Origin of the sequence: Pseudomonas sichuanensis (genome assembly GCF_003231305.1) — a bacterium.
Lineage (GTDB): Bacteria > Pseudomonadota > Gammaproteobacteria > Pseudomonadales > Pseudomonadaceae > Aquipseudomonas > Aquipseudomonas sichuanensis.
Genome location: NZ_QKVM01000014.1, coordinates 1 through 12,725, shown reverse-complemented (window position 1 = coordinate 12,725; position 12,725 = coordinate 1). Strand labels below are relative to the sequence as shown.

Genomic DNA, 12,725 nt, shown 5'->3' with positions numbered 1-12,725 from the left:
CGGCGCCTCAGGGACTTCACGGTGGCGGCACACAGAGGCCGCCAACGGTTAAGACTAGTCAAGAATTCGGGAAGGGGGATGACCTGGGTCATGATTGGAGTGAGTGCCGGGCTCATGCCGGACTCTCTTGGGGGCCACGGATCAGCAGGAGCATTCCTACCTGCCAGGGCGTGCTGGACGGGTATCGACTCGCAGGTGGAGCCGCTACCTTCCTTCTGCCAACCCCACACGCCCAAGATTTCGCCAGCCAATGCCCTCTGCGCCATTACCCACCCAGCCCCTGTATCGACCCGAAGCCGTTTGCGCATCGCGGGCACAACAACTCGGCAAGGTCCTCGTCGATCAGCCCCTGAGCTATTGGTTGATAGCCCTGCTGGCCGGTCTTCTGATCGCCATGATCTCGGCGTTCGGCTATTTCGGCAGCTACACACGCAAAGCCACCTTGCACGGCCTGTTGATGCCCGAGCAGGGCATGTTGCGCCTGAGCGCGCCCGGCACCGGAATCCTCAGCGAGGTGCTGGCCGCAGAGGGGCAGCGCGTCGACAAAGGTGATGTGCTGGTAGTGATCTCGGGTGAACGTCAATCAGGCCTGGGTGACACGCAGGCATTGATTGCCGAGCAGTTGCAAAAGCGCCAGGCAATACTCGAGAGGCGCCAGGCCCTGGCGGATGAACGCTTGTCGGGGCAACAGCGGATGCTCGACAGCCGCCTCACCACCATCGCCGGCGAGCTTCGTCAGTTCAGCGAAGAACACCGCCTCCTGAAACGCCGGGTGGAACTGGCGCATGCCCACTTTGCACGCCAACAGCAACTGGCAGCGGCCGGGTTCATTGCCGCTGCCCAATTGCAAACCGCCGAGAGCGAGTTGCTGGCCCTGCAAGGCCAACTGCAGGCTACCCAACGCGCACGTGCCGGCCTGGAGCGTGAACGCACTGGGCTACTGGCCCAGCAGCAGGAAGCAGGTTTGCGCCATCGCGACGAGACGAGCGACGTGGACGGGGCCATGGCTCAGATCAAACAAGAGCAGGCGGAAAACGGGGCACGTAGCGAAACAAGGATCGTGGCGCCCCATGCCGGGACGGTGACCGGCTTGAACGTGCAAGTCGGCCAGCAAGTCAGCGCGGGTACGGTGCTCGCCAGCTTGCTGCCAGAGGGATCGGACTTGAACGCCCACTTGTATGCAGCGTCCCGTCAGGCCGGTTTCATCGAGCCAGGGCAGCCAGTGTTGATGCGCTATGCCGCCTATCCGTACCAGAAGTTCGGCATGGCTCGGGGCCGAGTGGTGAGTATCACTCAGAGCCCCTATGCCGTTCAGGAGCTGCCGTCCCATATCGCCTCGTCGCTGCAAGGCCAGGGCGGGCCATCTGAACTGTTCTATGGGGTCACGGTGGCGCTCGACGCGAACAGCATCAGGGTCTATGGGCATGAGCAGCCATTACAAGCAGGCATGTTGCTGGAGGCGGATGTCGTCCAGGACCGAAGGCGGCTGTATGAATGGGCGTTGGAGCCTTTGTATTCGGTAACGGGGCGATTGCGGGATTGAGCATTTTCAACAAGGGCGATACCCAACCTACTACGGGGAAACGATGAACTTGACGCCACGCGAGTCAGAGGTACTGCGGCTGCTGTTGCTCGGCAAGACTAACAAGCAGATCGCGATTGATTTACATATTAGCGATTACACGGTACGCGACCATGTGTCATCGCTGCTTCGGAAACACTGCACGCGCTCTCGCTCGACATTGATGGCAGCGCATTTATCAGGCCACCACGACACCTGTCGGATATGAAGGCGCATCAAACGAGTGCAGCATTACAGCCCAACCCGCTCCGAAAGCCAAACATAAAGCTTTTGGCGCAAATTAGATTGACACCAAGCGATTCAACCGAAGGTAAACAACTACCTACTAGCCCATATTTCAGGAGACACGCCATGAAGGATTTACTAATCGAAGAACTCGAGCTGATCGCAGGCGGGTACGGTGTTTCCGGAGCTGTTGTCGGTGCAGCCGCCGCCGGGGCCGGCTACATCGGGTACCAAAGCATGTCAGGTGAAGGCTCAATGAATGGTTTCGCAACGACTGTGGCGGCAGGTGCCATAAGCGGCTTCGTGGCAGGCCCTGCGGGTGCGCAAGCCGTTGCAGCCGGAGCTATCGCAGGCACACAGGCCAGTTTTTATGGCGGTATGGCAGGCGGAATGATGAGTAATTGGATGAATGCCGCCGGGACCAACTACAACCGATAGCCGTTAAAACCACACTTCCAATGCGCGCCATCAGCTATGGACAATTAAAACATGGATGCCTTAGGTGCATTAAAATTTGCACTCACCATAGGCGCAAGCCTGATAATCACACTTGCAATAAAGTACATACTTTTTTATCTTAAGAGAAATATATCAGACCCATTATATTTTCCGTTCGCCATCACCTTTTCCACATTAACAGCGCTCCACATCGCCGATAAATTGTCACGCACACTGGCCATCGCCTTAGGCATAATCGAGTGATAGACATGGAGCCCCTTGAAGCAATCAGGCTCAGCCTTACAGTAGGCGTAGCACTGATCAGTTGCATCCTAATAAAAATACTTCTTCTACTTTTTAAACCAAAAATTCCAGAACCTCTAGAATTTTCATTGCTCACCGGAGCGCCCGCCATAATTGCTGCCCACATCACAAGCACCTATTCACAATCTTTAGGCTCCCTACTCGGACTGACAAACCAACTGCAGAAACTTTAAATAACTTCCACCTCACAAAACAGAAATACATTCTCTCCCGGGCAATCCGTCCAATCTAATCATTGGCGAACCTACTGGAGTCTATTCCAATGCCACAGCTTTCATAACGGTCGGGGAAATTAGTTTTTATTGGGGAATGATTGGTGAAGTGATAAGCCGTGGACTGGATACTTCCGAAACCAACTACAACCGTTGAGTGACGCCCCTGACGAATATAAAATCCATCCTTACCCAGAGAAACCAAATATGACTTGTGTTGGCGCCGTACAGTTTTTCTCCTCATCACTCTTAATGCTGGCCGGCGCACTAATCATCAAGGCGCTGCTTTTGATATCCGGCTGGCGAACATCAAAGTCGCTCGATATTTTTCTATTAGTATTCCCTTCAACCATCCTATCAGCCTACCTCTCCAACAGATGGTCGCATCAGTTGATAAATCACCTGTGCCTGGAAAGCTAGACCACACACCACCCACACATAATTAACACTCCAAACACCGGCCTCAAGATATCTTTCATACCGACAACCATGATCATTGACTTCAAAATCACGAAGCACGATTTCACTCGCCTTCACCAAGGTAAATCGCCACTTGTAATCAATAACGCCATTAGCACACCGCTATCTTTCTCCTGGCCCGACGCCAATGAGATCATCGAGCGAGCGTCTATTGATACAGACGACTTCAAGATCCTCCACAACGGCCTGATCCCCAAGCAGGAGTACATCGAAACCTTCTATGACGTCGGCATGGTCAGGCACCGACTGATCAAGTCGGCGGTCTATGAGCGTCTCAAGAATGGCGCAACCCTGATCGCCAACAAGCTCGTCAACGAACCCAAGATCCACGCCCTGGCTCGCCAGGTGGCGCACTTCACAGGCCGACAAACCGTCAGCAGCGTGTATGCCGCCTTCGGCCGCCAGGCATCCTTCCAGACCCACTGGGACACCCGGGACATATTCGCCATCCAGTTGATCGGTCGCAAACGCTGGCTCATCTACCCGCCAAGTTTCGCCGAGCCGTTGTTCATGCAGCAGAGCAAAGACCTGGAGCATGACTATCCCTGCCCAACCGAGCCCTGCATGGATCTTGTCCTCGAGCCAGGCGACATCCTTTACCTGCCGCGAGGCTGGTGGCACAACCCGCTGCCCTTCGAGGAAGAAACCTTCCATCTCTCCGTCGGCACCTTCCCAGCCAACACCCTGGACTACCTGCACTGGACAACGCAAAAGCTCCCGGAGCTACTGGCAGCGCGCCAGTCGATGAGCAGCTTCAAGCACGACCGCGACAACCTGTCGTCACTCGCCGCACATCTGACCGAACGCCTCATCGATCCTGATCACTACCAACAGTTCATGGAGGCTTTTGACGCGGCCCAACGTATCGATACGCCACTGGCCATGGATCTCTTCGGCAACCCCGCCATGGCACCTTTACCAGATGATGCCCAGTTACGACTTGCCGCCAACCGCACCGCGTCGATCGCTCAGGGTCGCCTGATCGCCAATGGTTCTCGAATCACCCTGGATGAATCGGCGTTGCGCGTGGTGCGCTGCATCGATGACCAGCCGGGAGTCCGCCTGGGCCAACTGATCGCTGTCCTGGCCGATATGCCCCCCAGCAAACTTCGAACCCTGATTCACGACCTGTGCTGCCAGGACATCCTGGAGTTGAGCCGCCCATGAGCAGCGGGCTGCCATCTCCGGTCGGGATATTCAGACCATGCGCGTGATCCTGCAGGCCGAAAGCCAGGAGTGCGGCCTGGCCTGTCTGGTGATGATCGCCGCCGCCCATGGCCTGCATCTGGACCTGGCGACCCTGCGCCGGCGCTTTGCCGTTTCAAGTAAAGGCACCAGCCTGGCGCAACTGATCCGCCACGCTCAGCAGCTGGCGTTCACTTGCCGGCCATTGCGCCTTGAACTCGAGGAAATCCGCCAGTTACGTACCCCCTGCATCCTGCACTGGAACCTGAACCACTTCGTGGTGCTGGATACGATCAAGGCCGGCCGCCTGGTGATTCTCGACCCCGCCCGGGGCCGCCAGGTGATCACGCTGGAAGAAGCCTCCCGGCACTTCACCGGGGTGGCCCTGGAGCTTTCGCCCAACGCCGAGTTCGTGCCCGCCCAGCACAACCCGCGCCTGCGGCTGAGGGCGTTGACCGGCCGGGTGCAGGGGCTCAAGCGTGCGCTGGGCAACATCCTGGTGCTGGCACTGGCGCTGGAAGTGGTGGCCCTGCTCTCTCCCCAAGTCACGCAGTGGGTGGTCGACGGCGCCCTGGTTTCCGCCGACCGCCAATTGCTGCTGCTGGCCGTGATGGGGGGCTGCCTGTTGCTGCTGGTCGACTTCGCCCTGCGCATGGCCCGGGGCTGGATGAACCTGCGCCTCAACCAGCAACTGGCGCTGCAATGGTCAGGCAACCTCTTCAGCCACTTATTGCGCCTGCCCTGGCCGTTCTTCGAAAAACGCCAGCTGGGGGACATCACCGCACGTTTCCAGTCGCTGGCGGCCATTCGCGCGGTCTTCACCAATGGCGCCGTCACCGTGGTGCTGGATGCCCTGGTCACCTTCATTACCTTGGGCATGATGCTGCTGTACAGCACCACACTGACCGGCATCGTCGGGGTGGCGGTGCTGCTGTACGCGGCCCTGCGCCTGGCGTTCTACCACCCCTTGCGCAATGCCTCGGAAAAGCGAATCGTGCTGGCCGCCCGGGAGAACTCGTACTTCCTCGAAACCATCCGCACGGTCATGCCACTGAAGCTGTTCAACATGACCTCGGCGCGCCTGGCCACCTGGCAGAACCTGCTGGCCGATGTACAGAATCGCGACGTCGCCACCCAGAAGATGCTGTTGGCATTCGCCAGCCTCAATACCCTGATCTTCGGCATTGAAGGCATGTTGCTGTTGTATATCGGCGGCCTGGCGGTGCTGGAGGGCGGGCTGTCGCTGGGCATGTTGCTCGCCTTCCTGGCCTACAAGAGCCAGTTCACCGGGCGCGCCAGCAAATTGATCGACCTGGGGGTCGAGATCAGGATGCTGTCGTTGCATGCCGAGCGCCTGGCGGATATCGCTCTGGAACCCACCGAGCCGATGACGCAGCTGGAAACCGATATGCAGCGCATCGAGCCCTGCCTGGAGTTCCGGGATGTTTCCTTCCGCTATGCCGAAGGGGAGCCGTGGATCCTGCGTAAACTGTCCCTGACCATTGCTGCCGGCGACTCGCTGGCGATCGTCGGCGCATCGGGCTGCGGCAAGTCCACGCTGTTCAAACTGATGCTCGGCCTGCTGCAACCCACCGAAGGCGAAATACGGATCGGTGACATCCCTGTGCGCCAACTAGGGGTCGAGGGGCTGCGCGGCCTGGTGGGCGCGGTGATGCAGGATGACCATCTGTTGGCCGGCTCCCTCGCCGAGAACATCGCCTGCTTCGATCCTCACGCCGATCAGGGCGGGATCGAAACGGCGGCGCGGCATGCCCATATCCACGACACGATCAGCCAGATGCCCATGGGCTACCAGACCCTGGTGGCGGAGATGGGCAGCGGCCTGTCCGGCGGCCAGCGACAACGCTTGCTGCTGGCTCGGGCGCTGTACAAGCAACCGAAGATCCTGGCCCTGGACGAAGCCACCAGCCATCTGGACCTGCACAGTGAGCAATGCGTGGCAAAAGCCATGCAGCAAATGCGCATGACCCGCGTCAGCATCGCCCATCGCCAGGAAACCATTGCCCTGGCCAGCCGCGTGGTGCGCCTTGAGAAAGGAGCGATCGTCGAAGACTGGCGGCGCGCAGCCCTGCCGGAGCCTGCCTGATGCCCTTTGCTACACGCCTGCTCGCCTTGGCCCTGGGCTACCTGGTGCTGCCCACCCAGGCCGACGACCTGCTCAGCATTTACCAGGACGCCCTGCTCAACGACCAGCAATGGTCGGCGGCCCAGGCCGAACACCAGGCAGGGCTGGAAGCCGAGGCACAAGCTCGCGCCGGCCTGCTGCCCGAGCTGTCCCTGCAGGCGCAGAACGCCTGGAACCGCACCCAGTACCAGCTCGACAACGAGGCGATGACATATCGCCGCCAGAGCCGGACCTACAGCATCCAACTGGTGCAACCGCTGTTCCGTTGGCAGAACTGGGTCCAATACCAGCAGGGCAGCCAACAGACCGCCCTGGCCATCAGCCGTTACCACGAAGCCCGCCAGGCGCTGTTGCTGCGCGTGGCCGAAGCCTACTTCGCGATCCTGAACGCGGAGGCAAGCGTGGATGCCCTGCGCCAGCAGCATGCCGCCGATACCCAGCAACTGGCCAGCGCCCGCAAGCATTTCGAGTTGGGCAACGTCAGCATTGCCGACGTGCACGAGGCACAAGCCAGCGCCGACGCGGCCCTGGCTGCATCGATCAAGGCCGCCAGCCAAGTCGAACTGGCCCGCCACGTACTGGCGCGGATCATCGGCCGAACCCCTGGCCCCCTGCAGGGCCTGCGCGAGGGCGTGAGCCTGGCCCCACCGCACCCCGCCGATATCGGCGCCTGGTTGGCTGCGGCGCAGCAAGACGCCTACGAGGTCCAGACGCAAGCCTTGCGCCTGGCCATCGCACAGAACGAAGTACGCAGCCGAAAGGCCGAGCACCTGCCTACGCTCGACCTGGTGGCAAGCCAAGGGGTGCAGCAGCAGCCGAACATCGGCGCCGCGCGCAGCGACCTTACCAGTGTCAGCCTGCGCCTGAGCCTGCCGCTGTACGCGGGTGGGCGCCCCAGCTCGGCGGTGCGCCAGGCCCAGGCATTGAGTGCTCAAGGCGAGGCCCAGTACGAGGAAGCCAAGCGCACCGCGCAGTTGCAGGTGCGCGAAGCCTGGCTGGGTGTACTCGATGGCAGGGCCCAGGTGCAGGCGCTGGAGGCGGCGAGAATCTCGGCCAGGTCGGCGTTGGAGGCCAACCGGCTTGGATACCGGGTGGGGGTGCGCGTGAGCATCGACGTGCTGGAGGCCCAGGGGCGTTTCACCGACATCGTGCAACAACTGTCCCGAGCGCGCTACGACACCCTGCAGGCCCAGCTGCGCTTGAAGGCAGCCGTGGGCGGCCTGATGGAAAGCGACCTGCATGAGGTCAACCGGCTGCTTGGCTCAACGCTTGCCCGTGAAAACGAAGGTGAAGCGCCCGACGCTTTCGCGGGTAAACCCGCTCCCACAGGTTACGCGGTGAACTAGAGGGTCACCGCAACCTCGAGATACCCATCCATCAATCAGGCTTCCTTGTCGTGTATGGAACTGCATTTCGAGCAGTCTGCATGGCGTGGGAGCGGACTTGCCCCGCGATGCCGGCGACGCGGAGCCTGGTATCGGCCAGCCCGGCCTGTACAAGAAGACGGTTGCCCACTGGGTATGTGTTGTCCCCGCAGGCCAATTTCAGCTGGCGACACCGCTTTTCGGGCCGCTGGCGATCAGCGCCGCGCCGCAGGCGGTCTTGTGCCCATCGAGGGCGACCGGGGTGCCGTCGACGTTGTAGGTGGCGCTGCCTTCGACGATGGGGAACACGCCCTTGCACAGCGGGCAACTGACCATGTGCCCGACACCGGCGATGGGCTTGCCGTTGACGTTGGTGTTGCCGAAGGAGCCGAGCACCTTGCCACCGTGGGTGGTGGAATCGCCGAGGCGGATGATGTCTTTCATGGGGGGAACTCCGTGTCAGTAAGGTGGCGTCGATGCCGGTGGCAAAGCCTAACATGGCGTGGCAGATCAGAGGCTATAGGGCATCACTGCGATTGATGTGCTGAGGGTGACAGGGGCAACCCGTCAGGACACTGAGAGTTTTACCACCGAGCCATCGGCCACTCCTGCCATCTGCCGTGCGATGCAACCCCGGTAGCGCATGCCCTCGATGGCATTGCCTGCGCGCAGGTTATCCACCGAGAACGAACCACCGAAGGCAAACCCAGTGAGTGGCAGCAATCGCTGGCCCTGGGCCAGGGGGCCGTGCAGCGCTTGCCAGGCGTTCGCCAGGGGCCAACCGGTCAGCACCTTGTAATCGGCCAGAACTGCCGCTGCCCAACCCTCCAGGTCATTAGCCAGGTATTCGAACCCGCCTGTTTCCGGGTCGAATGTGTACACCTGGCCCTGGCGCAGACAGAACTGCACACCGAATACGTCCTCGGCGAAGAACAACACCGGCGCTTCTTCCAGTTCAGGAAATTCGAAGCGCCACAATTCTGGGGCATTCCACTGCTGCAGGCTGGATTCGCCGCCCGGCGCGGCGGCCCCTGTGGCGAACACATGCAACGCGCTTTCAAAGGCGTAGAAGCCATTGCACCGTAAGAGCAGGCTTTCCAGCTCATCGGCCCGCGGGCCCGCCAGGGCGCGACTACGTGCATCGAGCGTGTCGGGCAGGGCCAGGGGCTCACCTGCGATCGACAACAGTTTTTCCAGGCGAGTTATCTGAGTGTCCGTCAATTCAACTTTCCTTCGTTGTGATGCATCAGCGTCTGCATCCGTGTAAGCCTGCCATCCATCAGACAAGGTCGCTCGCGAGCCATGGCCCAACAAATGCACCTCGGTTTGTGGGGACTCCTCGAGAACTAGCTATCGGACCTTCTCTTTGGAAATGCGAGGGACCGTACAGCGCGACTAACGGCAGCGAGCTTTTCCTTCTTTAGCTCTGCTAAAAGGTTCAATTTTTAATCCTGAACGCCTCTCTCAGAGTCACCTCGTCATCAAGGTCGCCATCTTCAAAGCACCTCACATTTGCCCCTGCCAATGAAGTACTAAAGAGCTCATACAACTCCAGCGACCTAAAATTGACCTCCAACCACGCAGAAAGTGAGTCAAGCCTGGTCAATCGCACATCATAAGCAGCTAATGTTGACTGTTTCTGATCTTTGAGACACACAACTCCTTCAGCCTCTCCCGCATGCGCTTGACTGGTGCGAAGCCTTTCGATAACTCGCTGTAACGCAGCAGGGTCATCAAAAACAAGACTGTATTCGTAGCTCATGATCCATGCGGCCTTTTTCGGACGGTAGGCAGGTCTGTGGGATTACGGATCGTCTTACTAATTACGACTAAGCATGCCTAGATTGCCTCAAGCTCTTGGAATGAGGCCTCGGGTAGGAGCAGGGGCAGGATATCAACCCCTCAAGCTCCGCCCCCATCCCTCATAGAGGTTATTCAAACCGCACCAAGCGTGGAGATTTCCTCATTGACAATAAACACCTCATCACTCAGCAAGCTCAGGGCAATACAAAATCTGTGCGTAGACTGAATGTAAATCAAGTCACCCTGCCGCTTTATATCCACAAACGGATTAGATGTCATCGAGAACAAAAACCACTCTATATTATTGTCTTTATCCGTTCGCGCAATAAACCCCTCATTGCCCATTTCGCCCTCACCGCAAAAAATTACCCGCCCATCTTCCAGCAATAGCTTATTGTACACCTGTACTTCTGACCAAATATCATCATCGCCAAGCATCTCATCAAGCTCGATCTCACCTTCATATGAGATTCTATACTCTTTGCCAAAAGCGTGCGCAAGCCTATCATTTTCAATAGAGTCAATGTCTATATTTTTAACAGCGACAGCCCCGCAATACAAAACATCCAGCCCTATTATCTGGCCGGCCACCCATCTGTCTTGTAGCTCTTTCATGCCATCCACATGAGTTCCCTATCTTTTCTTCGGCCTACTATTTGAGACCTGCCCGGCGCCTCGCCTCAGATAATTTAAAAAAGGAAACAGATTTATTTTCTCAAACCTAACTTCTGTCTAGCCTGCTTCTTTCGTTCGATCTATTTACCAGCGACTCGCGCAGGCTCGCCCACGAACCGAATATTGCCCGCCAGTTCTGCCCATTGGAAAACCAATCGAATCAAGGAAAATTTCCCAGCCGGAACTTCCTGAGCTCTGTGATCCCTTGGCCCCAAGTCGACAGAAATTAGAATAAAAAACAAATCTGTCCCCTTTCATTTTTAGAAATCACTCCGCTTTCCAAAAACGTTTCCTTTTAAGCTTTTTACGGAGCACATCCAACTCCTCTCGACCACAGCACGCCTCAAACCTATCCGAAAGCTTACGTTTAATCTTCTCCAGCCTAGAAATCATTTGAGAGTCGCATATAAACCTTGCAGTTTCCACGCGATAGTCCCTTTCATCATTCGCGGCAACTTCTTCACGCATATAGTAATGCAGCCCGATATCCCTTAACGAAATCAGGAGATACTCCAACTCCCAAAGAATATCTACAGCCTCTTCACCAGAGACTGTTACATCTTGTTCTTCACGCAACTACTACCCTCCCCACCGAGTTAAATTTTAATCCACTCTGAACCACCGAAGCTATGCATCCCCCGGCCGTTCCCAAAGCTCAATTTTATCCAACACCCTCTCCAGATCATCCATATCATCATCGCCTAGCGTATCATCGAACCTTGAAGAAATTATCATTCTCATTTTTGCCAGCCTGTCAGTCACCCGCTCGCAATCAAAAAATTTCGTGATCGCAGCATAGTAATCTTCACATTCCGCGAGATCCGCGACTGACTCACTTTCATAGTGCCGATTCAATCTTCCAAGCGATACCAAAATGAACTCTATCTCCCTCAATATGGCGTCCACATCTTTTCTGCTCAGGGAGATTTCTTCATTCTCAATTCTCATAATCACTTCCTTTGCACCAGCGTATGACTTTTCAGTTCAAGATCACCTTTGACCGTCAACTCTTTATATGACGACGGGGATTGCCCACCCACTCCAGTCTACTATGTTCAACATCAGTCTCTATATAATCCCGAACTTTATTTCCCTTGAACTGATATTTTTCTGCACCTCAATTTTTGACAACGGCTTTTTACTGGCAGGCTCCAGATACACTCTATTATTGCCCTTCGCACGAATCCCCCTCCTAACATGCGCGGCCTGGCCACTTTTCGCCAGTTGCAGGTCGCTGCCGGCCAGGGCCTTGGACCTGCACTCAATGATCGAGCCAAGACGTAGGAAGTTAATTGTTTTAAATGCCATCCATAACTTATTCCCCCAGCGAAAAGCAATGCCTCAACGAGTCGATTCAACACCTGACCAATCAATTTGTTTTTTGGCAAACGCACGATCAGCACTTAACATTGATAGTTCACCAGCAAATACCGGATCCTCCTTCACCGCCGTTTCTTGAGCAGCGCTGAACACTACCGCCCCTGCACCACCAATGTTCTCCAAATGCATCTGAGCCACGTAGAAGTCATAAAAATCAATAACAGCCGCCTCCACACACTCCAAGCTCTCAAATCCACCCTCCTTGAAATACTGAGCAAGATCTGACAGAGCGTACAAGTACATATTTAGGAGAATGCTCTCGGCTTTAGCATTTTGCTCCTCAACAACCGTGCTTCGCATGGTTTTCTCTACCCCTTTAAGAGTGACTTTTTTGCCTTCCGCAAGCCACCTCCATGCCTGATCGAGCAAACCAGTAAATACGGCCGGAATTACGATACCTTTACCCTCCAACAGCACTGTAAGGCGACCAAGTGATTTCAATACAACATAAAGCCCAACTCGCTCATCATCACTCATGCTCTCCTCCGCCTCAACGGCGACACAGGCTTGGCGCCATACCCCATGATTGTTTCCTCGCAGTTCACGCATATTGGCGTGCTGGCCGCAATTTCCTGCACCAAAATATTATTTTTCTCTGCGTACCTTTTGATAATGCTGGCCTCCACATGTCCATCATGCTTGTTACGGCGTGGATCGCTCTCCAGCGGGCTATTGAACTCCTGAGTTTTCTCGTCCAGAAGATTGCCTGCCGGATCGAAGGCATAGTTCTCGGCACCGAGGCTGCTGGTGGTTTGCAGCGGGCGGCCAACCGGGTCGTACTGATAGGCCAAGTGACCACGGCGGGTATCGTGGATATCGGGCAGTTGACCCACGGCGTCGTACTGATATTGACGCTTGAGCAAGGTGACATTGCCGTCATGGCTACCCAGCAACTACTCCTGCAAACGTCT

13 protein-coding genes and 1 pseudogene are annotated in these 12,725 nt (G+C 56.9%); 6 read left to right on the top strand and 8 right to left on the bottom strand.

All coding sequences use genetic code 11. From position 1 onward, the window contains the following. Positions 1-250 precede the first annotated feature (250 nt). From DM373_RS09545 to DM373_RS09520, 6 genes are all read left to right on the top strand, one after another. A complete protein-coding gene (locus DM373_RS09545) occupies positions 251-1,543 on the top strand; it encodes an HlyD family secretion protein (protein WP_110993324.1) in 1,293 nt (430 codons plus the stop codon). 43 nt (positions 1,544-1,586) lie between these two features. Further along, entirely contained in the window at positions 1,587-1,790 is a 204-nt protein-coding gene (locus DM373_RS09540; protein ID WP_110993323.1) for a LuxR C-terminal-related transcriptional regulator, read from the top strand. A gap of 143 nt (positions 1,791-1,933) precedes the next feature. Beyond that, positions 1,934-2,245 (top strand): hypothetical protein, encoded by a 312-nt coding sequence (locus DM373_RS09535; protein ID WP_110993322.1) that lies wholly within the window; start codon positions 1,934-1,936, stop codon positions 2,243-2,245. A 1,025-nt stretch (positions 2,246-3,270) separates the two neighbouring features. Beyond that, positions 3,271-4,428 carry a JmjC domain-containing protein gene (locus tag DM373_RS09530; RefSeq protein ID WP_110993321.1) on the top strand — a complete coding sequence of 386 codons (1,158 nt, stop codon included), beginning with the start codon at positions 3,271-3,273 and terminating at the stop codon, positions 4,426-4,428. A gap of 37 nt (positions 4,429-4,465) precedes the next feature. After that, positions 4,466-6,553, top strand: coding sequence for a peptidase domain-containing ABC transporter (locus tag DM373_RS09525; RefSeq protein ID WP_110993320.1), 2,088 nt, complete (start codon positions 4,466-4,468; stop codon positions 6,551-6,553). Next, entirely contained in the window at positions 6,553-7,938 is a 1,386-nt protein-coding gene (locus DM373_RS09520; RefSeq protein WP_110993319.1) for a TolC family outer membrane protein, read from the top strand. Before DM373_RS09525 ends, DM373_RS09520 begins: the two co-directional genes overlap by 1 nt. Positions 7,939-8,136: 198 nt before the next feature. On the opposite strand, the gene DM373_RS09515 is transcribed toward DM373_RS09520, so the two are convergent. The 8 genes and pseudogenes from DM373_RS09515 to DM373_RS29195 form a co-directional block, all read right to left on the bottom strand. Further along, positions 8,137-8,400 carry a PAAR domain-containing protein gene (locus DM373_RS09515; protein ID WP_011531938.1) on the bottom strand — a complete coding sequence of 88 codons (264 nt, stop codon included), beginning with the start codon at positions 8,398-8,400 and terminating at the stop codon, positions 8,137-8,139. 123 nt (positions 8,401-8,523) lie between these two features. Then, positions 8,524-9,243 carry an SMI1/KNR4 family protein gene (locus tag DM373_RS09510; protein ID WP_244215054.1) on the bottom strand — a complete coding sequence of 240 codons (720 nt, stop codon included), beginning with the start codon at positions 9,241-9,243 and terminating at the stop codon, positions 8,524-8,526. Positions 9,244-9,394: 151 nt separating this feature from the next. Next, positions 9,395-9,718, bottom strand: coding sequence for a hypothetical protein (locus DM373_RS09505; protein ID WP_110993318.1), 324 nt, complete (start codon positions 9,716-9,718; stop codon positions 9,395-9,397). A gap of 173 nt (positions 9,719-9,891) precedes the next feature. Beyond that, entirely contained in the window at positions 9,892-10,374 is a 483-nt protein-coding gene (locus DM373_RS09500; RefSeq protein ID WP_110993317.1) for a hypothetical protein, read from the bottom strand. A gap of 327 nt (positions 10,375-10,701) precedes the next feature. Continuing rightward, entirely contained in the window at positions 10,702-11,010 is a 309-nt protein-coding gene (locus DM373_RS28705; RefSeq protein WP_157966832.1) for a hypothetical protein, read from the bottom strand. A gap of 51 nt (positions 11,011-11,061) precedes the next feature. After that, a complete protein-coding gene (locus DM373_RS09495) occupies positions 11,062-11,382 on the bottom strand; it encodes a hypothetical protein (RefSeq protein ID WP_110993316.1) in 321 nt (106 codons plus the stop codon). 393 nt (positions 11,383-11,775) lie between these two features. Continuing rightward, a complete protein-coding gene (locus DM373_RS09485) occupies positions 11,776-12,291 on the bottom strand; it encodes a hypothetical protein (protein WP_110993315.1) in 516 nt (171 codons plus the stop codon). Positions 12,292-12,452: 161 nt separating this feature from the next. Beyond that, a pseudogene (locus DM373_RS29195) lies at positions 12,453-12,707 on the bottom strand (hypothetical protein); the annotation flags it as partial. Between the last annotated feature and the right edge of the window lie 18 nt (positions 12,708-12,725).